This is a genomic window from Paenibacillus wynnii (genome assembly GCF_000757885.1).
GTDB lineage: Bacteria > Bacillota > Bacilli > Paenibacillales > Paenibacillaceae > Paenibacillus_AQ > Paenibacillus_AQ wynnii.
Genome location: NZ_JQCR01000002.1, coordinates 856,360 through 880,767, shown reverse-complemented (window position 1 = coordinate 880,767; position 24,408 = coordinate 856,360). Strand labels below are relative to the sequence as shown.

The 24,408-nt window shown below is 46.1% G+C and carries 20 protein-coding genes and 1 pseudogene; 12 read left to right on the top strand and 9 right to left on the bottom strand.

All coding sequences use genetic code 11. The features are described from left to right. Window positions 1–798: 798 nt before the first annotated feature. The gene (locus PWYN_RS06565) at window positions 799–2,076 is read left to right on the top strand and encodes a B12-binding domain-containing radical SAM protein (RefSeq protein ID WP_036649679.1); all 1,278 of its coding nucleotides are present in this window, start codon (window positions 799–801) and stop codon (window positions 2,074–2,076) included. Window positions 2,077–2,465: 389 nt separating this feature from the next. Here the strand turns inward: PWYN_RS06565 and PWYN_RS06560 are convergent, their stop codons facing one another. Both PWYN_RS06560 and PWYN_RS06555 read right to left on the bottom strand, forming a co-directional pair. Then, window positions 2,466–3,917, bottom strand: a complete 1,452-nt coding sequence (locus PWYN_RS06560) for an IS1182 family transposase (RefSeq protein WP_052087777.1) — start codon at window positions 3,915–3,917, stop codon at window positions 2,466–2,468. A gap of 439 nt (window positions 3,918–4,356) precedes the next feature. Continuing rightward, window positions 4,357–5,136: a TatD family hydrolase gene (locus PWYN_RS06555; protein ID WP_036649677.1), complete on the bottom strand. Its 780-nt coding sequence runs from the start codon at window positions 5,134–5,136 to the stop codon at window positions 4,357–4,359. 166 nt (window positions 5,137–5,302) lie between these two features. On the opposite strand from PWYN_RS06555, the gene PWYN_RS06550 reads away from it, so the two are divergent. The 3 genes from PWYN_RS06550 (at window position 5,303) to PWYN_RS06540 (ending at window position 8,363) form a co-directional block, all read left to right on the top strand. After that, window positions 5,303–5,890 (top strand): sigma-70 family RNA polymerase sigma factor, encoded by a 588-nt coding sequence (locus PWYN_RS06550; protein WP_036649675.1) that lies wholly within the window; start codon window positions 5,303–5,305, stop codon window positions 5,888–5,890. Then, window positions 5,877–6,614, top strand: coding sequence for a DUF3600 domain-containing protein (locus tag PWYN_RS06545; RefSeq protein ID WP_036649672.1), 738 nt, complete (start codon window positions 5,877–5,879; stop codon window positions 6,612–6,614). The genes PWYN_RS06550 and PWYN_RS06545 overlap by 14 nt, the downstream gene beginning before the upstream one ends. A 141-nt stretch (window positions 6,615–6,755) precedes the next feature. Continuing rightward, on the top strand, window positions 6,756–8,363 hold the full coding sequence (locus tag PWYN_RS06540) for an alpha-amylase family glycosyl hydrolase (RefSeq protein WP_036649670.1): 1,608 nt from the start codon (window positions 6,756–6,758) through the stop codon (window positions 8,361–8,363). Window positions 8,364–8,433: 70 nt separating this feature from the next. Here PWYN_RS06540 and PWYN_RS06535 read toward each other — a convergent pair. Then, window positions 8,434–8,862: pseudogene (locus PWYN_RS06535) on the bottom strand (transposase); the annotation flags it as partial. A gap of 458 nt (window positions 8,863–9,320) precedes the next feature. Next, a complete protein-coding gene (locus PWYN_RS06530) occupies window positions 9,321–10,436 on the bottom strand; it encodes a metallophosphoesterase (RefSeq protein WP_036649668.1) in 1,116 nt (371 codons plus the stop codon). Window positions 10,437–10,695: 259 nt separating this feature from the next. Here PWYN_RS06530 and PWYN_RS06525 point away from each other — a divergent pair, with 259 nt between their 5' ends. The 5 genes from PWYN_RS06525 (at window position 10,696) to PWYN_RS06505 (ending at window position 16,653) form a co-directional block, all read left to right on the top strand. After that, window positions 10,696–11,778 carry a LolA family protein gene (locus tag PWYN_RS06525; RefSeq protein WP_036649666.1) on the top strand — a complete coding sequence of 361 codons (1,083 nt, stop codon included), beginning with the start codon at window positions 10,696–10,698 and terminating at the stop codon, window positions 11,776–11,778. Between the two features lie 218 nt (window positions 11,779–11,996). Then, the gene (alr, locus tag PWYN_RS06520; RefSeq protein ID WP_036649663.1) at window positions 11,997–13,178 is read left to right on the top strand and encodes an alanine racemase; all 1,182 of its coding nucleotides are present in this window, start codon (window positions 11,997–11,999) and stop codon (window positions 13,176–13,178) included. Window positions 13,179–13,388: 210 nt separating this feature from the next. Continuing rightward, window positions 13,389–13,670 (top strand): CopG family ribbon-helix-helix protein, encoded by a 282-nt coding sequence (locus PWYN_RS06515; RefSeq protein ID WP_036653428.1) that lies wholly within the window; start codon window positions 13,389–13,391, stop codon window positions 13,668–13,670. A gap of 3 nt (window positions 13,671–13,673) precedes the next feature. Beyond that, window positions 13,674–14,024 (top strand): type II toxin-antitoxin system PemK/MazF family toxin, encoded by a 351-nt coding sequence (locus PWYN_RS06510; protein WP_036649661.1) that lies wholly within the window; start codon window positions 13,674–13,676, stop codon window positions 14,022–14,024. 430 nt (window positions 14,025–14,454) lie between these two features. Continuing rightward, window positions 14,455–16,653 carry a Tex family protein gene (locus tag PWYN_RS06505; protein WP_036653425.1) on the top strand — a complete coding sequence of 733 codons (2,199 nt, stop codon included), beginning with the start codon at window positions 14,455–14,457 and terminating at the stop codon, window positions 16,651–16,653. A gap of 62 nt (window positions 16,654–16,715) precedes the next feature. Here the strand turns inward: PWYN_RS06505 and nudK are convergent, their stop codons facing one another. The 3 genes from nudK to PWYN_RS06490 form a co-directional block, all read right to left on the bottom strand. Next, on the bottom strand, window positions 16,716–17,669 hold the full coding sequence (nudK, locus tag PWYN_RS06500; RefSeq protein ID WP_036649659.1) for a GDP-mannose pyrophosphatase NudK: 954 nt from the start codon (window positions 17,667–17,669) through the stop codon (window positions 16,716–16,718). Further along, window positions 17,666–18,889, bottom strand: coding sequence for a MerR family transcriptional regulator (locus PWYN_RS06495; RefSeq protein WP_036649657.1), 1,224 nt, complete (start codon window positions 18,887–18,889; stop codon window positions 17,666–17,668). Before PWYN_RS06495 ends, nudK begins: the two co-directional genes overlap by 4 nt. Before the next feature lie 166 nt (window positions 18,890–19,055). Next, window positions 19,056–20,000 (bottom strand): S-layer homology domain-containing protein, encoded by a 945-nt coding sequence (locus tag PWYN_RS06490; protein ID WP_036649655.1) that lies wholly within the window; start codon window positions 19,998–20,000, stop codon window positions 19,056–19,058. A gap of 183 nt (window positions 20,001–20,183) precedes the next feature. On the opposite strand from PWYN_RS06490, the gene PWYN_RS06485 reads away from it, so the two are divergent. Then, the gene (locus PWYN_RS06485) at window positions 20,184–22,154 is read left to right on the top strand and encodes a GTP-binding protein (RefSeq protein ID WP_036649654.1); all 1,971 of its coding nucleotides are present in this window, start codon (window positions 20,184–20,186) and stop codon (window positions 22,152–22,154) included. Between the two features lie 147 nt (window positions 22,155–22,301). After that, window positions 22,302–22,478 carry a hypothetical protein gene (locus PWYN_RS29575; protein WP_169744094.1) on the top strand — a complete coding sequence of 59 codons (177 nt, stop codon included), beginning with the start codon at window positions 22,302–22,304 and terminating at the stop codon, window positions 22,476–22,478. A 730-nt stretch (window positions 22,479–23,208) separates the two neighbouring features. Here the strand turns inward: PWYN_RS29575 and cmpA are convergent. After that, window positions 23,209–23,334, bottom strand: a complete 126-nt coding sequence (gene cmpA, locus PWYN_RS29145) for a cortex morphogenetic protein CmpA (RefSeq protein WP_157261098.1) — start codon at window positions 23,332–23,334, stop codon at window positions 23,209–23,211. A gap of 66 nt (window positions 23,335–23,400) precedes the next feature. After that, the gene (locus PWYN_RS06480; protein WP_036649652.1) at window positions 23,401–23,763 is read right to left on the bottom strand and encodes a hypothetical protein; all 363 of its coding nucleotides are present in this window, start codon (window positions 23,761–23,763) and stop codon (window positions 23,401–23,403) included. 119 nt (window positions 23,764–23,882) lie between these two features. On the opposite strand from PWYN_RS06480, the gene PWYN_RS06475 reads away from it, so the two are divergent. After that, entirely contained in the window at window positions 23,883–24,347 is a 465-nt protein-coding gene (locus PWYN_RS06475) for a SprT family protein (protein WP_084146734.1), read from the top strand. The last annotated feature ends 61 nt before the right edge of the window (window positions 24,348–24,408 follow it).

Here is a 24,408-nt window from a genome sequence, read left to right as displayed (position 1 = left end):
CCTTTACTATAAAGATGCGTCTGAGTGGCTTTAGGTTGCGTTATTTAGGAATATTTTACCTGAAGCTAAAGAACCAAGTTCAAATCCAAAGACTTTTACAGAAATCGGATCTAATATAAGCTGATTGTTGCTCCATAACTGCTGCTCTTAATTGGGTATGGCAGGATAGTTAAGGAACTTAACTTACTATATAAGATGAACTTAAGATTTTGCTACATTGGGTTTGATCGTAACTACGGTGAATGTTGGACTTCCAGCTGCTGTTGTCTCCGGATTTCTGGATTTTTATCGCTATTAGCGGATGAAATCCGGAGACAGCTTATGCTTTCGAAGCGAGCTTTCCTACGGAAAGCTTTCGGGCGGACGCTACCGCTCTTCCAGTTCCAAAATTCCCCTCCGTTACTTCAATCCTTTTTGTCCGTTTATCAAGTTCAATCTATATAGAGTTAAGTGCACTCTTTACATCTATTTAGCAATGAAATGGCTGTTCCCCGGACTTTAAGTGTACTTTCTACAACTATATAGCAGCGATTAACGCATCAAGGCCCAAGGTTGGCGATATAACTGTACTAAGTGCAATTAAAGTACGGATTCCACCAAAACCAGTGATTTTAGTTGCACAGAGTACACTTAAAAATACTACAACCATCGGATCAACGGGCGAGATAGGGGTTCACAGGAATATATATCCTCAGGAATAACTTTCCTTTTTATAGAGGGAATTGGGTGGTATCTCGCGAACTTTCTTTGGGATGAGGTAAGCCAAGTAAATATTAATTCCAAGCAAGCAGGTGAACTATGAGAAAAAGCATTCTGCTTATTCAGCCGGAGAACGAGAAAATTAATCGGTTCCGCCGGAAGCAGTTCAATAATTTTGTACAGATCACGATGCCGTATTTAGCTGGTTTTATTGATGAGACCAAATACAAGATTACTCTAGTGGATGAGTATCAGCAAAAAATCCCGTATCAGCGCAATTTTGATCTGGTGGCTATCACTGTGAACACACCTAATGCATATCATTGCTACACCATTGCTGAGAAATTCCGGGCAAAAGGAGCTAAGGTCATATTTGGAGGGCCCCATGCTACCCTTCTTCCGGAGGAGGCTTCCGAACATTGTGACAGTCTAATAGTAGGTGAAGCGGAAGAGATCTGGCCTAAATTTTTGGGGGATTTCTATCAGGGCAATTTCCAGCAAATCTATCGATCTGACGCTATCCCGGATTTAAAAGATGTGCCCCTACCCCGTTGGGATCTGCTAAAAAGAAGCTCGCTGATGAAAGGGGCGGTATTCTCAACCAGAGGTTGTCCTTACCGCTGTGCTTACTGCAACTTGAAGCAAATCTATCATGACACCTTCCGCTCCCGTCCCACAAGCGAGGTTATTCATGAGATTTCCTTGATGAAATCGAAGTTTTTTGTGTTTTGGGATGATAATTTTTTTGCGGATAAAGCGCATGCTTTAGAGTTGATGGAGAGCCTTAAGCCCCTCCGTAAAAAATGGGCGGCACAGGTGACACTGGCGGATTGCAACAATGATGAGCTCCTGCAGAAGGCGAGGGAAGCGGGTTGTTTGTATTTGTTTGTAGGTCTTGAATCATTTTCTCCATCTGCACTACGGGGTGTGAACAAACAAATGAATCGCGTAGGGTCCTATCAGGATATTATCCATAAGCTGCATAAACATAAAATCATGATACAGGCCGGCATCGTATTCGGCTTTGATGAGGATACCCCGGCAACCTTTCAGCACACCTTGGAAGCCTGTGAGTCACTGGGAATTGACGGAGTAACCGTCAGTATTTTGACACCTCTGCCCCAAACACCTGTACATGCCCAAATGAAAGGTGAGCAGCGCCTTTTAAATGAAGATTGGAGTCTTTACAACGGCAAAACGGATGTAGTTTTCAACCCAATACATATGACGGAGGAGCAGCTACTTAATGGATATAACGATTTTCGGCGTCAATTCTACTCCTTACCCTCGTTTATCAAACGGATGCGCGTATCCAGAACACATTTATTCTATAATTTTGTAATGAACCTCGGGTACCGTCTGGCGATCAAGCGTTAAGTTGAGAGCTAGTATCTACCGCCCCGGGAGCACCAAATGAGCGAATGAGATGTAAAAGTGCAATAGGATCACCCCCGGGAGCACCAAATGAGCAAATGAGATGTAAAAGTGCAATTAAATCACCCTCGGGAGCACCATATGAGCGAATGAGATGTAAAAGTGCAATAGAATCACCTACGGTAGCATCAAATGAGCGAATGAGATGTAAAAGTGAAATAGAATCACCTACGGTAGCATCAAATGAGCGAATGAGATGTAAAAGTGCAATAGAATCACCCTCGGAAGGTGCCTCAGAAAATTTTAGCGGGAAAATATCCCTCTAACTATTGGAATCAATCCCTTTTATATAAATTAGAAGGAATATATCAGACTGTTGAGAAAGCAAACTTTCAAGCTGCAAATATCATGCGGAAACCCAAATGACGGTTAAAGTAGTGAAGGTTACTCTTTTTCATACACAAATGAAAAGCATAGGCCTCCATCTTTGCTAAGTGACGGGCCATTTTCTTCAGATTCTGTGCAATGGCCGTCATCAATGCCTGTTCCTGCATCTTGGCTTTGCCCCGCATTCGGCATCGACGGTACCCGTGGAGATTTTTGGCATCAGCAAAGCTACGCTCAATGGTTTGAGCGCGGTATTTGTAGATTTTCTCGCCTTCGGGACTTTTCCGGTTTTGGTGTACTTTCTCTTTGAAGTCTTCCCATACATGCCGCTGAATCGTACGCTGGTGCTTGGAGTTTTCAGTACATTGAGTGACTTTCGGGCAAGCCGCGCAGTGCCCCTTGGATGATATATACTCGTTGTAGCCTTGTCGGTTCGTCGTTCGGTACGTGAGTGGTTGTCCTAATGGACATACGTATACATCCTTTTTCGCATCATAGGTAAAGTCTTCTTTCGTGAGAAAGCCGGGTTTGCTGGGTGGTTTCCGCTCGGCAATTACAGTCATCCATGGCGTCGTTTGTTTGCAAATATGGGGCACCATGTATCCGGAATCCAAGGCTATGGCTTCGAGGGTGTCTCGAAAACCAAAGGTCTCCAGTTGCCGGGTTAAGCGCTCCATATACACGGTTGAATCATTGACATTGCCTGGCGTCACATACACATCGGTAATCATATTGTATTTGTGGTCAACCGTCCGGTGGTCTAAGTAAAAGAATCCTTCCGGTTTGTTCTTACGATTCATGTAGCCGCTCTCTGGATCAGTCAGGCTCACTTTCAGTTTTTTGGGCTCCTCCTCCCGTTTCCCGCGTGGAGGAGCTAATGGCTTTTTCCCGTGAGCACGGCGGCTTTCATGGACTGCGGTCTCCAACTCTTGCAGATAGGCGTGCGGGGACTCACTCGTCATTTGCTGCGTATAACGATTTTTATTGGCATTCGCCTCGATGTGCGTCGAATCTGTAATTAAGAGCCGCCCCGCAATCATGCGGTGGGAAATGGCAAGCCGCACCACTTCGTCGAAGATTTCCTGGAAGACATCGGTTCCCTGAAATCGTCCATTCCGGTTATAACTAATCGTGGAATGGTCCGGAACTGGTTCACTAAGGCCCAGGCCTAAAAACCACCGGTAGGCAAGGTTAACGTTAATGTCCTGCTCAAGGATGCGTTCGGAACGAATGTTAAACAGGTAGCCAATCAGCATCATTTTGAATAAACGGATGGGTGGAATCGAAGGTCTTCCTTGGGTTGCACTATAATAAGGGCGTACCTTTTCGGTAATGAACGAAAAATCCACATGTTTTTCGACCAAACGAAGGAGGTGATCGGAGGGAACCAACTGGTCTAAACAAACCATCTCCATTTGATATTTTCCGCTATCCCCTTGATCTTTTTCGTTTAACATAAGACACCGCGCTTTCTAGCAAAGTTATCTATATTATACCAAATTAACGCGGTGTCGTGTTGAAATTCGGACTTTCTCAACAGTCTGAATATATCCCTATAATTCCACGATTCTAGCTATTTTCGAGGTAGTTACAGCAAATTAGAGAAAGATTTCCCGCTAAATCATCTAGAAAGGTGATTTACTTACAATTAACTGGAGAAATTCCCTCTAATTATTCACTGTGCGTAGTTGTTTTTAGACTAATCTAAAAAAGGCCAAAGGGATAATGTTCTTCGCGGTAGAAGACAGTCCTCTCTCATGTATTCCATAGTATCTCTCAATATCGCCCATAGTATCTCTCACAATCGCCATAGTATCTCTCACATATCGCCAATATTATCTCTCACATATCGCCAATAGTACCTCCCACATATCGCCAATAGTGTCTATCTATTTCCTATAGATCATAGAAATTTACTGTATTTGCAGTGAGAATCTCTTCGGCTTGGCTGGGAGAGTAACCATTCAAAGCGCCCCATACGGCAGCAACCTCTCGGATCATAGAAGGATGAGTAGAGCGTCCGGCAAAAGGCCCCTCGAAGGGCCAAGGGCCATCCGTTTCAGCCATAACCAGCTCCGGCGGGTAGCGCCTCGCCAACTCCTGAATCTCTGCTTCATACAGTATGTCAGGTGTAAAGGAGATATAATATCCGCTGGCAATCATCCGACGGATGGCCTCTTCCGGTCCTTTGAACCAATGGAAATGGGCACGCTGAATCTCGTGTTTTTCCAACAGATCACAGACAATAAGGGCATCCTCGTATACGGCATGAAGCACGACGGGTTTGGCAAGGTGTGAGGCTAGACCGAGCATAGTATCCAGTAGATTGATATAGGGTTCGGTATTAAATTCCTCACCGCGCTCCAAAGCTTCCGCCCGAGAATAATACGGTAAGCCGATCTCGCCCACAGCAGTAAAATCCCCGGCGCGGGCTTCTATCCACTCCAGCAGTGCTGTCAGTTCATCCACTTTCGGCAGCGGTTGCTCGGGATGAAATCCATAGGCGGGTCTGACGATACCGGGGTACTTTGCGGCCAGCTTCTCTGTACGGATGCATGACTCTAGATTCATCGATACGGCTAACAGTGCTTCAATACCCATTACCGGGAGCTCTTTAAGCATAGGGTCTATAGCTTCCCAATCGTATTGTTCCAGGTGGATATGTGCGTCTATCATGGGGTATATCTCCTTTACAATAGGTTAGTTTTACGTCGAAGTTCGTCCGTCTTTTTTTCCTCTACATATTACTATAGTTACTTGTGCACAGCTTACCCAAAAATAATTCGAACGAAATATTCACTACTCGCCAATATACAGTGTAAGACCGAAGGGGGAATGGCGGATGAACGATCCAGCTGAATACAACAGTCTCATTGCGCTTACGCTAGCCGGCAGCTGTGAAGCTTATAGTGAGATTTACGAAACAACGATTGGGGATGTCTACAAAACCGTTCATTTCCTCGTTGCCAATCGTTCTGATGCAGACGATGTAATCCAAGAGATTTATATGCAGGTACATCGTTCACTTGGGCAATTTGATGTCAGCCGACCCTTTAAGCCATGGATGATGGGTGTGGTTATGCGGCAGGTTCAGGCTTATCGACGAAAGAGATGGACGCATCTCCGGTTGATCCACAAAGCTGAGCGGTATGGTCAAGCGATGGACAGTGATTTTACCAGTGAGGTTGTAGACAAAATAGCCAATCGTCCTTTACTGGCGAGCGTGAACAGTCTCCCTTACAAGCTTAAGCAAGTTGTAATTCTCCATTACCTCAATGAAAACTCTCAGGAAGAGATTGCTGCTATTTTGGACATTCCTCTAGGGACGGTAAAATCGCGTATCCATGCGGCTCTACAGAAGCTCCGTGCGAAACGGAACCCTAACAGTCGAGCTGTGGGAAAGGTGGAGGATTTGTATGAATCTCGATGAACAGCTGCGAGCAGCCCTCCAAGATGAAACCAAAGGATGGGTGGCTCCACCGGAACTCAAGGAAAGAGTACTTAAGCAGGTTGCATCGACACAAGGGGGAAAAAAGATGAAAAAGTGGCTAGTGGCAGGCATAGTAGCTGCTGCGTTATTAATCCCTACAGGAGCATATGCGGGATACAATTACTTGGCGGATACCATTTATGGTTCACAAGAGAACGTAGCACAATTCGGGGTAACACAACAGCAGTATGATCAACTGGAGGCGAAACTCCAAGGGGCTGAGCAAAACTTTAGTGAAGAAGAGTTCGCCAAGTTAATGTCCCTTCTAAAAGAACTCGGTAACTATAATCTAAAAATAGCCGATTCTAAGGGCGTGCTCCACCCTGAGCAACTAAGTGCTAATGAACAAGTGGCGTATACGAAGCTTACTGCAGAGCTTGAGCCATATTTTGCAAAACTAAATAAAGAGACGGCACCGAGTAATGACACTTCCTGGTCTAAGAGAATGAAACAAGCAGAGCAGACTTTCAGTGAAGTTGAATTGGCTGATTTTAAAAGAATTCTTAATGAGATGAAAAATTATAACGACATAACAATGGACTCGGATGGCAGCGTTCATATGGACCGGCTGTCTGAGACAGATAAAATCAATCACCAGCAACTTTATGATCAGATAAAGCCTTATACGGATAAACTAGGCACTGTGATAATGCCACCTAAATGAATGTGGATTTATGATATCAGCAGCCCTCTGACCCCAAGCGTCAGGGGGCTATTTTTTCGGGTAAATACCTCAGGAGTTAATACCCAAATACTACTTTAAATATGCTATATTTGCTGAAATACATTTAATGGAGGCTTCCACATGTCTGCTTTTCCAATCAAAGGATCAAACGGTGTACGATTTGTGTATTATCCGGATATTCAAGTGGATAGTGTCGCGGTAGCAGGGACCTTCAATCATTGGAATGGCGATAGACATTACATGACCCCTATGGAAGTTGCAAGAGGCTGGGAGATCGAGATACCGATAGCCAGGGGCAGACACCTATATAAATTAGTAGTGAACGGTGAAGCTTGGATTATAGATCCATTGAACCCAAATGTGTCGGAGGATGGACAAAATAACTCGTCCTTTACCGTAACCGAGCATGGTGAGGTTCTGATTAGAACTAATGAAATCTCTAAGGAACATCCCGGATACATGTATGACCATTTTACAGCAATAGAGAGCCCCGAATGGATTCAAAAAGCAGTGATTTATCAGCTTCATACGAGGGCATTTACCGACAAGGGTTTTAGAGGACTCTCTGAAAAAATAGATTATTTCAAAGATATGGGCATCAACACCCTGTGGCTTATGCCGTTCCACGAAGTTGGTGTTCAAGGCAGGATCGGTGAGTACGGCGACCCGTATGCGGTTAAAGATTTCTATTCCATAGACCCCACTTTTGGAACCCAAGAGGACTTGTCAGACTTTATTACTAAAGCACATGCGAACGGAATCAAGGTTATTATGGACTGGGTACTAAACCGAACCAGCGTGGATCACATCCTGACAAGAAGCCACCCGGAGTATTTTACACGGAATGATCAGGACGGAATTTATTATGATGTGCCGGGTCGAGATTATTTTGCCGGGATAGAATTCCGAAGCCGCGAGATGAGAGAGTATATACTCGGGGCTATGAAATATTGGGTCGTAGAGTTTGATTTTGATGGCATTCGGTTGGACGACTCGGACATTACTCCTTATGATTTTCTCGTAGAGATCAAGCATGCACTACAAGCAGTAAAAGAGGATCTAATCCTGATCTCACAAGCCTACGATGAATATCATGGCAATCCGCGGATTTTGGTGCGGGAGATGATGGACGGAACCCTTACGCAGAGTGATTTTATAGCAATATATAATTCATATAAGTACAGCTTTCCTAAACATGCGCTCCGTATGAGCTGGCTGGAGGAGAAGGAACGTTCAAGAGCGATAGACTTTTTTGGTGAAAAAGGTGCCGGACCTGCAGCTTCGATCCTTTTAACGCTTGAGGGGGTGCCATGCCTGATGATGGGCCAAGAATTTAATGAAAACACTTTGGAAACTTGGGCCTCACTATTCGATGAATATAAGCTCAATTGGAACTCTTTTGATGCAGAGATGTTTGAGCACTATAAGTATCTCATCCATTTACGTACAAATCATCCGGCTTTCTGGTTGGGAGAATTAGAATTTATTCCGAATTCAGAGGAAAAGGTTTTATCATATACGAGGAAACATGAAGATAGTACATATCTAATAGTCGTGAATTTATCAGTGGATGGCTTGTTTGTAGGTTTTGAACAATATGAAACGTATATCATTGATAGAGCAACCGAAGTCTATCGTACGGGGAAAGACGATTACTGCCAGGGAGAGCATTCATCTTCACTATGGATAGGCAGCTATGAGACTATAATATATAAACTCGATTCTTAAAAATGCAAGAGCGCACAGCATTGATATACCCTTTTGTATAAGAGAGAATTCAGTAAAATACGGATGTAGAAGTGTAGCTATTGGCATTCGCTTCAATCTTGGTTCCGTCTACAAAATAATGATCTAAGGAGACGTACTTTTCCTCGGCCATGAACTGTAACACGGCGGTAAACACGGTTTCGAGGACATCTTTCATCCGCTGGGAACGGAAGCGATTGAGGGTGCGAAAGTCCGGGCGCTGCCTTCCAGCTAGCCACATGAAGGGAATATATTCTCGCACAGCCTTGGCGATTTGAAGAGAGGAATAGATGCGTTGGGTGTAGGCGTAGATAATTACTTTGGTGAGCATTTTGGGATGGTAACTGTCGCGACCACCGCCGGGATAGGCAGCGTCAAAGATGGCGTCGTCGAGCCGATTTACGGCTGCGTTAAAGACACGAACGAGGTGATGTTCTGGAATGTCGTCCTCTAAATTCATTGGCAGGCAAAGTTGGTCCATGGTATATTAAATGGACAAAAAAACCTCTCCTTTGAAATGGTTGTGTAGGAACTCCATTTTACCAAAGAGAGGTTTCTTTTTGCTGTTTTGAGAAGGTTTTGGAACGGTTTCCGCTGAAAGTAGCGGAGAGGACGGAACGATTGCGGAAAAGCGGTAGCGGTCGCCTTGCTCTCCGGATTTTTACCGCTAAAGAAAATAAATAAAATCTGGAGAGCACAGCGATTGGAGCAACGATCCGTTCGCGGAGCGTTCTCACAAGCACAACCGTCTATTCGACTCCATCCAAAAACAAGGGGTGCAGTTCACTTATGGGACACCCTCTTTTCTAGATTCGCTTGAAAAAGCTCTAGAAACTAGGCCTGAACTGTCCTGCAACTATTTTCGGGAAGTGGCGTATATACCAATATTTTCCACTATGGATTCCTCAGCACCAATTTGTTAAGACCTGGCATATCCGATCAGGATGGATCTGTCCCTGTAAAGCTAACATTAATCTGGACGATTTCAGAACGACTCCCAAGACGGATTGGAGGTCCCCAGAAGCCATATCCAGAGGTAACGATAGAGTGGAAGGAGCCTTTTTGCAAATGTCCCCAATCATTCTCAAATAAGGCGTTGGTAATCAAATGTGCAGGGGCAATCTGGCCCCGGTGGGTATGTCCGGAAAGCATTAGATCAATCCCATTCTGCTCGGCAATATCCAGTTCATAAGGCTGGTGATCCAACAAAATTAGAGGAAGGCTAGGGTCTGTATCTTCCATCAACTGAGCCAATTCTGCGCGGTCGGTTTCTGTCCGGTCTTTGCGGCCAATGAGTGTCAGCCTTCCTTCTAGCGTAAGGGTCTCATCGTACAGAACCTGCATGTTGCTGCGTTCTAATGCTTCTACCAACTTCTCGGTTGGACCGTCCAATTTATCGTGATTACCTAGCGATGCGTAAACGCCGTAAGGTGCTTCAATATTACGCAGAATCTTGTCGATCCCTCTGTCCAAATAGGCATCAAGATCATCATCAATAAGATCCCCGGGGTACAACACAATATCAGGCATCAGGGCATTGATTTCCTCTACCATCCGTTTAGCATGTGAAGTCCCGGAGAGTATTCCATAGTGCATGTCTGCGGCCATAACTATCTTCAAATTGCTGAGACCCTCAACCTTTTTATTAATCTGCAGGTCGTATTCACGCACAATTGGGCTGTAAGCATTGAAGGATCCATAACTTAGCAGGGAAACCAACACTACCAGTGTGACTACCCCCGCCCATTTCTGAGCATGGTGACGTGGAAGCGGGGTTAGCCGAATTAGCCAGAGACTTATATGAATAACTGGCAGTAGCAGAATTAGCATAGAAAAGACAGCCATCCAATAGGATCCAATCATACTTAGAACAGAAAAATCACTAAATATCCGACCCAGTATGAAAGAAGTGGCCAAAAAGATTAGAGACAGAATATATACAAGTTTGAACCTTTTTGATACCAACGGTTTTATCCAGCTCCAGCCGCTCCAGCCGATATAGAATACTAGAACACCATATAGCAGCAGAAATACAATTCCAATCAAAACAAACATAGTAGTAAATAACCTCCATTAAATCATTCGTAATAGAATTGAGAATAATATAGTTGTAATGCTTTGTGATTCAGTATACAACAATACCGGCTGATAATATAAAATATAAATCTTGTTATACCGGAATGCACGAAGGCGAAAGTTGCTTAAATACGGATGTCTTCCCTAACGCTTGTCATGCCCGTCTGCATATTGCGGCCAAGTCCCTCATAGACATGTACTAATCAAGGCATTCAAAACAGGTTAAGGGGATGATGTCATGCGCCGGATAACATGGGTACTCGCAATCATAATGAGCGTTACCCTAGTGTTGACAGGTTGCGGGAGTAAGGATTCTGCTTCCATAGTCAAAGATTTGAACGATGTGGCCGACAAGTTGGAGAGTAAGCAGGGAGCATATCAAGGCTCGGGCACGATGACTCTGTATACCGGCGAACAGCCGCAGGAGTATAAAGTAGAGGTCTGGTACAAGAATCCATCGTATTACCGGATCAGCTTATCCAATGTTCAGAAGGATATCACGCAAATTGTGCTTCGTAATGATGACGGGGTGTTCGTGCTGACACCAAGCCTCAACAAAAGCTTCCGCTTCCAAAGTGATTGGCCGGATAATCAAGGTCAGGTCTATCTCTACCAGACATTGGTACGGGGCATTACCTCCGATAACAACCGCCAGTTTGTAGATGATAAGGATAGCTACATATTTGAGGTGGCGGCTAATTATCAAAGTCCTGCGCTTGTGCGCCAGAAGATTTGGTTGGACAAAAAGTCTTATGCACCCAAGCAAGTACAGGTGTCTGATTCGGAAGCCAAAGTTGTGGTCGACGTGAAATTCGACAGCTTTGACTTTAATCCGAAGTTTGCTGAGGATTCTTTTGATATGAAGAAGAATATGACCTCACAAACGACTTCGGAGAGCACCGTAGCCCAGGTCGATGAGAATGGGAACCCGGTGGTACCTGCGGATGATGGAGTATCGGAACAACCGGTCTCTGCTGAGCTTGGGGATTTCGGAATTATTGAACCGCAATATATTCCGGTCGGGGTTACTTTCAAAGATTCCCATAAAATAGAGGGTAGTAAAGACCACGCCGTTCTTATTCGCTATGACGGGGTTTATCAATATACTATTATGGAAGCCCGGCCTCTAGATCGTGCGGTGTCACTGGTGCCCGGCGAGGGAATTGATTTAGGCTTTACTGTCGGCTTACTTAGCGGTGACGAACAGCAGACTTTAACCTGGATGACAGAAGGTCTGGAGTACCGGATTACAAGCTCGAACCTGCCAGTTACGGAAATGATTCAAATTGCCGCTTCTATGCAGGGACAATCGGGTAAATAATAAATAGTAGGCGGATTCTGCGCAATGTGGGAGCACTTCCTCTACAGCGTTGAATCCGCCTTTTTCTTTTTTGGCCGGAAAGGGTAATTATTCCTATTCACTAGATAGCGCTGCTTTCATTGACAGCCCCCTTCTGTAGCATTACCATTACCATTAAGGGCAGTGGTCTATGTGATACTGCAGATGACGTTTATTTTACGTAAGAAGGTGACTTTGAAGTGCAAGCAAGCTATCGACCGACAGTAGCCGAGATTAATCTGGATGATTTACGTGCCAATTACGAAGCCTTTCGCAAGTTTTTGCCGGCGGAGACGAAGTTTATGGCATGTGTCAAAGGAAACGCGTATGGCCATGGAGCAGTGGAAGTGACACGGGAACTTGAAGCCCTGGGTGCGGACTATGTGAGTGTGGCTTTTTTGGATGAAGCATTGGAGCTGCGTCAGGCGGGAATACTACTTCCTATCCTGGTACTGGGCTACACTTCTCCAGAAGGAATAGCCGTTGCCTGGGAAAATAATGTAACCGTAACTATTTTCACTCCGGAGGTATTGGAGGCGATTAAACGTCTTCCCTTGAATCCGGACCATAGGTTGAAGGTGCACGTCAAGATAGATAGCGGGATGGGGCGGCTGGGACTTTTGCCAGAGGAAGCACCTGCATTTATCGAGGAAGTGCATAAGACAGCGCAGGCGGAGCTGGAGGGAATGTTTACCCATTTTGCCAAAGCAGATGAAGAAGACAAAAGCTATACATTGGACCAGCACCGACGGTTCACGGGCGTGGCAGAAGCGCTTCGGGAGAAAGAATTCGTCATCCCGATTATACATACGGGCAACAGCGCTACAGCCATTGATACACCTCATTTGTCCATCAATATGGTTCGTATAGGTATCAGTATATACGGTTTCTACCCGTCCGCCGAGGTGAACCGCCACTTGATAGCTATACGCCCGGTATTGACGCTGAAGACGCAGGCAGTGTTTATCAAAAGTCTGCCGCCCCATTGGGGCATCAGTTATGGTACGCGTTACGTTACGGAGAGTGAAGAGATTATTGCAACGCTCCCTGTAGGTTACGCTGATGGATATTCCCGCATGTTAAGCGGCAAAGCTGAGGTGCTAATACGCGGACGCCGCGTTCCGGTCGTCGGAACTATCTGCATGGACCAGTGTATGGTATCGCTCAAATCTTTCGCTGAAGAAGCGGAACAAATCCAAGCTGGCGAAGAGGTTGTACTCATCGGCCGCCAAGCTGACGTGTCCATCACGGCAGACGAGTTGGCGCTCCATCTAGGAACGATTCACTACGAGGTCATTTGCATGCTGGCCCACCGAGTGCCCCGTGTTTATGTACGCGAAGGCGCAGCTCCTAACCTGGTTAACGCCCTTTTACAGCCTTAAAGTCCTAAGTTATCAGAGTACAGGGAAAATTTAGAAGGATATAGTCGTATACAACTATGTGATCTATAGTCTATACGAACCGCCATTTCTAGTTTATAATGGGATGCAGCATACTTGATATACTGGCGGCATATATTCTTTGTATAAAATTCCTTGTATATTGCTACACTGAAAGACAAGGGCAGAAGGTTTGTGGGGGTGGAAGAGAAGGTGGCCAATTTGCAAAACACCAAAAGAATCATGATCAGCTTGCCCGATCATCTCTTGCAGGAAGTGGATGGAATCGTTCAACTGGAGAATTCCAACCGAAGTGAATTGATTAGGCAGGCCATGAAGCTGTATTTGAGCGAACGGAGGAAACGTTTCATCCGGGAGTCCATGCAGCGCGGCTACATGGAGATGGCTAAGATCAACTTAACCATGGCATGCGAGGCTTTCCTTGCTGAGGAAGATGCAGACAGCACTCTTGGCCGCTTAGTAAGCGGGGTGTAAACATTGATCGTTAAACGCGGCGACGTTTTTTTTGCCGACCTTTCCCCAGTAGTGGGGTCTGAACAGGGCGGAGTAAGGCCTGTTCTGGTGATCCAGAATGATATTGGTAATCGTTTCAGCCCAACGGTGATTGTGGCCGCAATAACGGCCCAGATCCAAAAGGCCAAACTGCCTACTCATGTGGAAATTGATGCGGATGCTCACGGCTTTGACCGGGATTCCGTCATTTTGCTGGAGCAGGTCCGGACCATTGACAAGCAACGTTTGACTGATAAGATCACCCACCTCGATGACGATACGATGAAAAAGGTGGATGACTCACTGCAAATCAGTCTAGGCTTGATTGACTTTTAATCCAGGCAAGGCCATAGATTCTGACATTGAGTTTTATGAAGGCACATCAGCTTAGAGGCTGGTGTGTCTTTTTATTTTTATGCCGACAATGAACCTTAACGCTGGGCTGGGATAATTAATTTAGATGTACTTTGTGCAACTAAAAGGGGCTGTATCGCTTAAAATAGCCGCTTAGTTGTATTCTCTACAGCTATTTAGCCGGCAGAGGGTTGAAAACAGAGGTTTCCAGAAATATAGGTGTAGAAAGTGCAACTAAAACTCAACAATAACGGTGCTGACTCCAAATAGTTGCACTTTATACACTTCAGTCGGTTCTGATTATTTCCGGCGGAACTTTGGGACAGAGAGAATCTGTGATACTATTTTAGATATGGGCAAAACAACGAGAACAGATTTTAGGTAAGGAAAGAGGGATAGATTGACTACTGAAATGAATAACAAAGAAGCGGTAATGGATGAGGCAGCAGTTAAGCAGGAGCAGGAATTGATTACTTTAGCGATCGCCAAGGAACTGAACATTAATGTGAAGCAAGTTCGAACGACTGTAGGCCTGCTGGATGAAGGCAATACCATCCCATTCATTGCGAGATATCGTAAGGAAATGACGGGTGAGCTGGACGAAAATCAGTTGCGCGATATTGAAGAACGTTTGGCCTATTTACGGAATTTGGGTGAGCGCAAGAAGGATGTTATCCGCAATATTGATGAACAAGGTAAGCTGACCAAGGAACTTCACGAGCAAATTTCCAAGGCAGTTAAGCTTCAGGAAGTCGAGGATTTGTATCGACCTTTCCGTCAGAAGCGCAAGACGCGTGCCAGTGTAGCTAAGGAAAAAGGACTGGAACCGCTGGCTGACTGGATCATGGAGCAACGCAGACAGGGGAATCCGACCGAAGAAGCGGCTAAATATGTGGATATAGACAAGGGTGTAGAAACGCCGGAGCTGGCGCTGCAAGGTGCCATGGATATCATTGCCGAGAATATTGCAGATGACCCTACTATTCGTTCCTGGGTTCGTTCATACACAGCCAGCCAAGGGATACTTGTATCTGAGGCAAAGGATGCCTCACAAGAATCCGTATATGAGAACTATTATAGTTATCGTGAACCGGTACATAAAATGCCGCCGCACCGTATTCTGGCCATTAATCGCGGAGAACGGGAAAATATCCTGAAAGTAGGGATTGAGGTGGTATCGGATAAGATTCACGCCTTCATCTCCCGGAAGATTCTCAAAGCTCCGTCGCCTGTAACGTCCTTGCTGGAGGCAGTAACAGAGGATTCCTACAAGCGTTTGATTGCGCCTTCGGTAGAACGCGAGGTGCGTGGGGAAATGACAGACAGAGGAGAAAATCAGGCCATATCCATTTTCTCCGGTAATTTACGCAGCCTACTGCTGCAACCGCCAGTCAAAGGACGTTGCGTTCTCGGCGTCGATCCAGCTTACCGCACAGGCTGCAAGCTTGCGGTTGTTGATGATACCGGCAAGCTGCTGGAGGTCGCGGTGACCTACCCGACACCGCCGAATAACAAGAAGCTGGAAGCTGCTGCGAAGTTCAAGGAGCTGATTGCTAAGTATGGTATCCAACTTATCGTAATCGGTAACGGTACAGGTTCGCGGGAGACAGAGCAATTCACGGCTGAGGTTATAGCCGATATTGGCAATCCAGAGCTGGCTTACCTTATCGTGAATGAAGCGGGAGCCAGTGTCTATTCGGCCTCCAAGCTGGCGCAGGAGGAATTCCCGGATCTGGATGTTGCGGAGCGTAGTGCCGCTTCCATCGCCCGCCGTGTGCAGGATCCGTTAGCGGAGCTGGTGAAGATTGACCCGAAAGCAATCGGTGTTGGGCAATACCAGCATGACGTATCCCAGAAGCATCTGGAAGAGAGCCTTAAGGCCGTTGTAGAATCTGCCGTAAACCATGTCGGCGTTGATGTGAATACGGCATCTCCATCTTTGCTCTCCTATGTGGCTGGTGTCAATGCAACCATCGCTAAGAATATCGTGAAGTTCCGTGAAGAGAACGGTAAATTTACGACCCGCAAGCAGCTGCAAAAGGTTCCGCGCCTTGGGGCCAAATCCTATGAGCAGTGCATTGGCTTTATGCGGATTCCCGGAGGGGATAACACTCTGGATCGGACACCGATTCACCCTGAGTCCTACCCGGTGGTAGACCGTTTGTTCCGTGAGCTAGGGCTGGATGTGAACTTGCTGGGAAGCAAGGAAATCGCTTCGGAGCTGGAAGCGCAGAATGCGGAGGAGCTCGCTGTGAAGCTGGATGTCGGCGTGCCGACTTTGCGCGACATCTTGGAGAGCTTACAGCGTCCAGGTCGCGATCCGCGTGAGGAGCTGCCTTTACCGATCTTCCGCACGGATGTGCTCAAGATCGAAGATCTGGTTCCCGGCATGGAAATGCAGGGAACGGTCCGCAACGTTATCGATTTCGGGGCATTCGTCGATATCGGGATTAAGAACGACGGACTGGTGCACATTTCTCAGCTTAGCGGCAGCTTTGTGAAGCATCCGATGGACGTCGTGTCCGTTGGTGATAATGTAACTGTCTGGGTTATGAGTGTCGACCTTAAGAAAGGTCGGGTCAGCCTGACTATGCGGGCGCCGCGCGAATAAGCCGGTAGCAGTATTTTTATAAAAAGAAAGCCATCTACTTCGCAATGAGTAGATGGCTTTTTTTAGATTACACAATACAACTCTTCGATCCAATAATAAATCTTCTTCCGGCCTTCTGCAGCCACCCGCACCATCTCATCAGCTCCTTGGGAAGCACCGCCAATCCGTAAGACGGCATCACAATGAGCCAACAGCCGGACACAGGAGGGATGAAAAATATCATTAAAGATCTCATCACCCATCTCTTTCGAGCCGGCTGTTTCCATCAGAGGGAGGGCGTACCACTCACCGAGCACTGGCAAATGGCCCAGTCTGTATACTTGAAGAGCAGCCTCATTCATAGCTTGAAGGTTGGCGGCTATTTTGTTGGGATCATCACCTGTTCCCGAGCGATAAGGACCCGCGATAAGGATGTGCATAGATGCAGCGGAGCTCAGTTCCACAAGATCATAAAGCTTGGCATGCTGTAGCAAAAGAATGGTTTTGGCATCTTGGATCTCGCCGTTCTCCACCATTTCCATGGCTTCGGCAAAAGGGATTTCCAGCACCTCAATATTCTCATGTTCCTCGTCAAGCCCGCCCCCCTGTCCGATCTTCATATCGTCTGAATATTCTGCCACGAATAAATGCAAAATTTCCGTGACTGAACCCGGTGACATATAAGCTTGACCGATGCTATGCACTTTGGATAAGCGATAGCCGGTTTCTTCCTCGGCTTCACGTTGAATGCAAGACTCTGGACTGTCTTCATCAAGCAATCCTGCGCAAGCTTCGATAAGCATTCCTGTTTCGTTGCCGTTTACGTATGAGGGAAGGCGGAATTGCCTCGTAAGAACGACCGTCTTCTTGATTTTGTTATATAGTAAAATGGCCGCACCGTTTCCCCGGTCGTAGGCTTCACGTTGCTGCTCTTCCCAAGTGCCGTCACTGCGCTGGTAATCCAGTGTGTATTTTCTCAGCGTGTACCAATTGTCGGATAAAAGCTCAATCTTCCTAATTTGCACCTTCGGATTCATATAGCATTAGCCTCCTTTTTTTCATAACAGAAAAATCCCATATCCTTAGTAAAAGCAAGACTTCCTTTCTCCGCCATTCTTTGCTCCACAAAGGCAGTAAACGGCTCCAGAGCTTCTCCCGTTAACCTCTTTCCGGCATTCATGGGCGTTGAGGTCATATAACTGATTAAAGGACCCGCCTTAGTCACGACCAAAGAATCTGGGTAGTGGATTAGCTTGGCGGAAGGAAACCAGTGGACTAACAGCTCAGCGCCATTATACAGGTTGAACCGTTCAAGGGTATCGTCCAGTACTAGAAGGCTTGGATCAAATTCCCTGGCTAGCTCCTCCATCTCTTTTAAATGACGGCTGCTCATTGTAGAAGCGAAGAGTGTACCATTCCCGTAGAGCACCCTATTCATTTCGGTGGATGCCAGCGGCAGATCTTCCACATGATACAGCATGTGGTTGGCGATTATGATTTGGAACTCGCCATCCAAGAAAGGCAGCGCCTGCACATCGGCCTGACGGAACACAAACCTTGCTGCTGATTTACCGAGAGAGGTCCGGGCATCCTCGAGCATACCGGCAGAGGCATCGGCGAGTGTAATCTCCCAATGCGGGGGAATCCGGTCGATATTCCTTAGCCACAAAGCAGCATCACCACAGCCGATATCAAGAATCTTGATAGGTGCAGGTAGAGAGAGTTGTGAGGCTTGCCGAAGTACGTGTTCAAAAAACCATCGATGCCAGCCCATCGAGTTTGTACTGAAGCGATCGTAAAGATGAATTCGGGACTGAAGCCTGAGCGCATTGTGATACTGCTCGCTCCAATCTCTATCGGTACGGACCGTATGGATGATATCGGTCATCTCTTCCCAATTCGGTTCTTGCTCTTGCCGATCCATGGATTCTATAGAGGCCTCGATGGCCTGTACGACACTATCCATATGCTTAATTTTTTGTCGGATGAGTTTTTTTTGCAGGAACAGGGAGCTCCGTAAATCTGTCTTCGTGCCCTCGCTCTCAAGGATTGCTTTCATCTCTTCCAGCGAAAATCCAATGAATTTAAGAACGGAAAGCTTCTGAAGCTTGAAGATATCCATCTCGCTATATAATCGGGTATCCCCATGATAATTAGATGGCTTAAGTAATCCAATTCGGTCGTAATAGCGTAATGTTCGTACGAACATCCCTGTACGTTTCGCAATTTGTCCGGTAGTGAGGCCCTTTTGTTTCAAGCTTTCACCTTCTTTAAGCTGGAATATTGATCTCATGAACAAAGTATAACAGGTGACGTTACGTTACCTACAAGCTTAAAATTAAGGCACACAAAAAAAACCAAGCCAGTCCCTGCTGACCGCATTCGGTCAAAAGGAGGGACGTAACTTGGTTTTTTTAATAATCTTATTTCGCAGGAGCAGTTGGGACAAACTTAGCAACCGGCTTATAATCGTCAGGCAGATAGGTTACCACTGTAGCCTTGGAGATGACCTGAGGGTACATTTTATCAGGATCCGGTGTGGTAACCGTATAGTAAATAACAGCTGTTTTATCTTTGTTGAATTCAATTTTTTGGATCAGCAAGCCGTAGCCTGGGTTCGGCAAATTGTTCACGGTTAACGACACCTTGTTGACGCCATCGGCAGCTTTGACAATAGCTACCTCGACTTTCTCATAGACAGGAGCTGGAGTCTGATTGGCTGGCGTTATCACTTTTTTGGCAAATTCGGCTGCATCATGGATCCATACTGCAGCTTCTGCTCGGGTAATAGCATCGTTAGGACGGAATTTACTGCCTGCCTCCAAGGAAATGATATGTGTATTCAGCAAAATCTGCAGACTGTTATTAACCTCTGCGGATAGCTTGTCGTCATCCGAAATTTCAAAATACATCTTGGTTACCGGGAACGTCCCTTTACTTAGCAGCCCTTGGGTTAATAAATGCGCGAATTGTGCCCGTGTAATCGAACCGTTCGGATTTACATTGCGATCCAAAGAAAGCCCGTGTTGCTTAGCTGTCAGGAAGGCTGAAGCAAACCATGATTTGTCTTTCACATTGTCAAAAAAGTCGCTTGCTTTAGAATCCGAAGGCTGTGCTTTCAGTTCCAAGCCGCTCACGATTACTTGTATCGCTTGCCCGTATGTCATCTTGAATTTTGGAGCGAACTTCCCATTGCTCATTCCGTTAATGATTCCCTTTTCATGCAATGCATTGATTTTGGCTTCGGCAGGGTTGCCCTTCAGATCGGAGAACGCGAACGCCGATGCTCCAAAGGACACGGATGCTGCCAGTATACTGCACGCTATAGTCATTTTTTTAGCGTGGCTGCTAAAAGATTGTTTCTTCATTTTGCCTCACCTCTTATACTCTAGATGACAAATTGTTCTAAAAGGTTGCAGATCCCTAAAAGAAATTATTAAGATGGAACATAGAAGCGGGAAGCTGTAGTATTAATTGAGAACGCTTTATAAGGTAGTATACCCAAAGGAAACTGAAAAGCCTTAACTGAGAAAATGACGGGAGAACCATAGATGATTCATCAGAAAATTGAGCGTATGAATATCGGTATTTTTGCACATGTCGATGCCGGGAAGACTACAACGACGGAACATATATTATTTGAGAGCGGTCGTATTCGTTCATTAGGCAGCGTAGACAGTGGGACAGCCTTAACGGATTCGATGGATGTAGAACGACAGCGGGGGATATCTGTTCGGGCGGCGTTAGCCTCTTTTTCGTGGAGAGGGGTTCAGGTAAATCTGGTGGACACCCCGGGCCACGTCGATTTCTTGTCAGAGGTGGAGCGTTCCCTTCGGGTGATGGATTGTGCGGTGCTTATTTTATCAGCAGTAGAAGGTGTTCAGGCGCAGACTGAAATGATATGGGGAGCGCTGCGAAAGCTGAACATTCCTACCCTTATTTTTATGAACAAAATGGACAGGATGGGGGCCGATCACGAAGCTGTTCTAGCACAGGCCCGTACTTATTTGTCGGAGAATATTATTCCAGTGCAGCACCCGCTTGGTACGGAGCAAGACTTCATTGGGGCTGCAGATTTGTGGATGGACGGGGCAGAACCCGCTCTGCAGACAGCGCTGTTGGAGGCATTGGCTGAACGGGATGAGGAGCTTCTGGAAACATATATGTCAGGAGAGGCTATTCACTTAGAAGCTTGGAAAGACCATCTTACGGCGGCGGCATCCTCTGCCCAGATCTTTCCGCTTGTGTATGGTGCGGCGGCAAAGAGTATCGGAATTACTGAACTTTTGGATGCTATGCTTCAGTACTTTCCAAGAGCGGGCGGGGATGTAGAGCAGCCGGTATCCGGCATTGTCTATAGTATCCAGCGTGATAAAACGATGGGTCGTATGGCCTTTGTTCGATTATATGAAGGGACGGTACGAAATCGGGAAACGGTGTTGAATTATACTCAGAACATTCAGGAGAAAATCACCCAAATCCGTAAGGTAGAGGGTGGACGTACGGAGGATGTAGGAATACTGGAAGCCGGGGATATTGCTGTCGTATATGGGTTATCCAGTGTAAGAATCGGGGATGTTCTGGGCAGTCCAGACGCGATACCTCAGGAAGCTAAGCTGGCGGTGCCGCTCCTCACTGTCCGTGTGCACTGGGCGCAGGATATGGAGGATCACAAAGTCATTGGAGCCCTTCAGGAGCTTGCCGATGAGGACCCGCTTCTGGATGCTCAATGGCTGCAGGATGAGCGCGAGCTTCATATCAAGGTGATGGGACCTATCCAGTTGGAAATTCTGAGCAGTGTATTGGAGCACCGGTATGGACTTGAGGTTACCTTTGGGCAGCCGTCTGTTATTTATAAAGAAACGCCGAGCCGTATGGGGGAAGGTTTTATTGCGTATACCATGCCCAAACCTTGCTGGGCCATCCTTCGTTTTCTTATTGAGCCGGGACTTCCCGGAAGTGGTATCGTATATGATTCAGTGGTCAGAAGCTCAGATCTGCTGCCGCAATATCAAAATGAGACCGCCCGGCGTGTGCCGGAGGCTCTTCAGCAGGGGCTTTACGGCTGGGAGGTTACTGACGTCAAAGTAACACTTATAGAGGGGCAGCATCATGTCTGGCATACGCATCCGCTGGATTTTGCAGTAGCAACACCGATGGCCCTTATGGACGGGTTATCGAATGTGGGCACCCGACTATTGGAGCCGATTCTTCAGGTGCGTATTGTAGTGCCTGAGGAAAACGGTGGGCGCGTTATGAACGATTTGGTGCAGATGAGGGGAACCTTTGAACCGCCGGTGTTGCAAGGTGAGCGGATGGTCATCGAAGGCCGTTTGCCTTTGGCAACATCCTTGGATTATCCGGTGACGCTCAGTTCCTACACGAAAGGCCGCAGCACTTTTACTTCTTTTTTTGCTGGTTATGAAGCCTGTCCGCCGGATGTAATCGCGGAACGTACCCGCAGGGGAGTGAACCCCCTCGATCAAGCGAAATACATTCTCAGTGTCCGAAAAGCACTCTAAAACTAACGCCGCATGTCTGCAGCTCTGCTTACGTTGAGCTTGCGGGCTGCGGCTTTTTGTTTCAAGGAGGAAAGCAGGAGGGTAATTAAGACTATATAAATAATGTTTAGTTCGATTTATATCACCTGAATTTGAGAGGAGAGATTAATGATGGATCCAAGCTCCAGAGACAGAAGTGTAGAGGTAGAACATACAGAGGTGCAGAAGAAGTCGGATTCCAGCGTAGTCGCATCCACCTTTATTAAATATGCTGCATATATTATTTTATTTTTCGGACTGTTGTTCTTCCTGGTGAAATATGTATTCCCGATGTTTTCCAACTGAGACTGGACAATCCCAAAATAGATAAAGGCGAATTTCCATTCAATTATGAATGAGAATTCGCCTTTATTTTATGGATTTTTTCTGCCTCGATAAATGTCGTTAGGGTTCACGTAAGGTAATAGAGTACAATGAACGTTTTGGCGGACGGGTGTTTCGCGGCTTCGCTGATTTAGAGGGAAACTCGGACGTAGGCAGTGAAATAGATGTATTTTATACACTTATTTCCAGCTTTTGGCACTCAGATGTATGGATAGATGTACTTTGTGCAACTAAAAACACAAATATGCCGGTTAAACCCCGGAATACCAAAAAATAAGTGTATAAAGTGCAATTAAACACCCTAAAGTGTGCTGAGGGAGAAATATAAGTGTACGTTGTGCAACTATATATATTGAAACCCATGTAGGTAGACGATTTGCCGTAGTTATCTCGGATACCTTGGGAAATGCGTCTACTCTCATACACAAACTTCTTGACGCCAGAATAATGATCCCTTAACTAGTGCATCACTTTTGGCAAGTTTAGTCAGGTGGGTGTCCGTGAGCTCAACACAATTGTTCCGCCGACCAGAAAGCCTCACCTTGTGCATCCGGATACGGGATAGTGTAATTTGATTGCAATACTAAATGTTAAGAGTCAAAGTTGAAAACACTAGCCAGTCTCCATATATGGGACTGGCTAGTGTTTTGTTTTGCCCTTATTCATTCAACTATTTGGATGATTCTAATGATTAAGCCTTACTATGTGTTTCGCTGGAGTTCCGATAAAAGTACCAGCACTCATTCAGAAGCTTAATCTGCCGACGGTCCTTCTTGTAGTAAGCTTTCATTAGCTGTTGGCAGAGCCATTGCGGCAAGGATATCCCTCCTCCGGCATGCTTATATAGAGATAGCATATGGAGGAGAGGCCTTAAAGGTTCGAATTAATGAATAGCAGCTTCTTCATCTTCTTCATACCATTGTTCCAGTTGAGCCTGAAGCGCTCTAATCTCAGTCAGCAGGGAAATAAGGGGATAATTCTGTTCCTTAATACCGGCAAAAGCCTGTTCTAGAACATTGATATATTCCAGACCGGATTGCAGCACGTACTGTTCACGGAGCAGCTCCAAAGAATCACATTCCGCCACGGCGAGCGGCAGATCAGGCACATTCTCGGCGGTCAGCTTATCAATTTCTTTGTTAAGACGAAGATTAAGTGCGCTGAGCTGGTAGGCATATTCCTCCGGCATTTCTACGAAAAGAAGCTCCTGATGTTGCTGTAATATTACATATCGCATTTTCGGCATAAATATTCTCCCTCCGTACTAGTCTTCCTTCTTGACAGTTTAGCGTATGCGCAAGTTACAATTCAAGTAAGATCTTAAATCTCTTCCGAAAGGACTTGTGAGAACACACTATGGAAAGTATGAGCAACGAAGAATTGCAGCAGTGGATCGAGCAGGTGTCCCGGGAGAACTTCGGGGTGCCGTTTCGCCATAAGGCGTCCTTTAACAGTCGATTATCTACAACGGGCGGGCGTTATTTTATGAAGAGCCATAACATAGAGATTAATCCCCAACAGCTGATAACCTATGGGCGCGAGGAGACAGAGCGGATTATTAAGCATGAGCTATGTCACTACCATTTGCATATAGCGAGGAGGGGTTATAAGCACCGGGATGCTGATTTTAAAAACCTGCTGGCGCAGGTAGGAGGCAGCCGTTATTGTCAGACGCTGCCGGGAGCGAAAGCCCGGAAGCCCTTGCCTTACCGGTATAAACTCGTATGTACAGCTTGCACAGAGGAATATTTGCGTAAGCGTAAGGTAGACCCCAAACGCTATCGGTGCGGAAAGTGTGCGGGAAAGTTGAAACTGTTATCTATAGAGTAGTACAGAGGGGGACGAGCCTTATCTTAGTCCCTCTCTTTGTAGATTCGTACAAACACACCCT

Excerpts from the sequence above, each read along its gene's own strand:
- PWYN_RS06565 (WP_036649679.1), top strand. The coding sequence starts at position 799 with ATGAGAAAAAGCATTCTGCTTATTCAGCCGGAGAACGAGAAAATTAAT.
- PWYN_RS06560 (WP_052087777.1), bottom strand. The coding sequence starts at position 3,917 with ATGTTAAACGAAAAAGATCAAGGGGATAGCGGAAAATATCAAATGGAG.
- PWYN_RS06555 (WP_036649677.1), bottom strand. The coding sequence starts at position 5,136 with ATGATAGACGCACATATCCACCTGGAACAATACGATTGGGAAGCTATA.
- PWYN_RS06550 (WP_036649675.1), top strand. The coding sequence starts at position 5,303 with ATGAACGATCCAGCTGAATACAACAGTCTCATTGCGCTTACGCTAGCC.
- PWYN_RS06545 (WP_036649672.1), top strand. The coding sequence starts at position 5,877 with ATGAATCTCGATGAACAGCTGCGAGCAGCCCTCCAAGATGAAACCAAA.
- PWYN_RS06540 (WP_036649670.1), top strand. The coding sequence starts at position 6,756 with ATGTCTGCTTTTCCAATCAAAGGATCAAACGGTGTACGATTTGTGTAT.
- PWYN_RS06530 (WP_036649668.1), bottom strand. The coding sequence starts at position 10,436 with ATGTTTGTTTTGATTGGAATTGTATTTCTGCTGCTATATGGTGTTCTA.
- PWYN_RS06525 (WP_036649666.1), top strand. The coding sequence starts at position 10,696 with ATGCGCCGGATAACATGGGTACTCGCAATCATAATGAGCGTTACCCTA.
- PWYN_RS06505 (WP_036653425.1), top strand. The coding sequence starts at position 14,455 with ATGAATAACAAAGAAGCGGTAATGGATGAGGCAGCAGTTAAGCAGGAG.
- nudK (WP_036649659.1), bottom strand. The coding sequence starts at position 17,669 with ATGAATCCGAAGGTGCAAATTAGGAAGATTGAGCTTTTATCCGACAAT.
- PWYN_RS06490 (WP_036649655.1), bottom strand. The coding sequence starts at position 20,000 with ATGAAGAAACAATCTTTTAGCAGCCACGCTAAAAAAATGACTATAGCG.
- PWYN_RS06485 (WP_036649654.1), top strand. The coding sequence starts at position 20,184 with ATGATTCATCAGAAAATTGAGCGTATGAATATCGGTATTTTTGCACAT.
- PWYN_RS29575 (WP_169744094.1), top strand. The coding sequence starts at position 22,302 with ATGATGGATCCAAGCTCCAGAGACAGAAGTGTAGAGGTAGAACATACA.
- PWYN_RS06480 (WP_036649652.1), bottom strand. The coding sequence starts at position 23,763 with ATGCCGAAAATGCGATATGTAATATTACAGCAACATCAGGAGCTTCTT.
- PWYN_RS06475 (WP_084146734.1), top strand. The coding sequence starts at position 23,883 with ATGAGCAACGAAGAATTGCAGCAGTGGATCGAGCAGGTGTCCCGGGAG.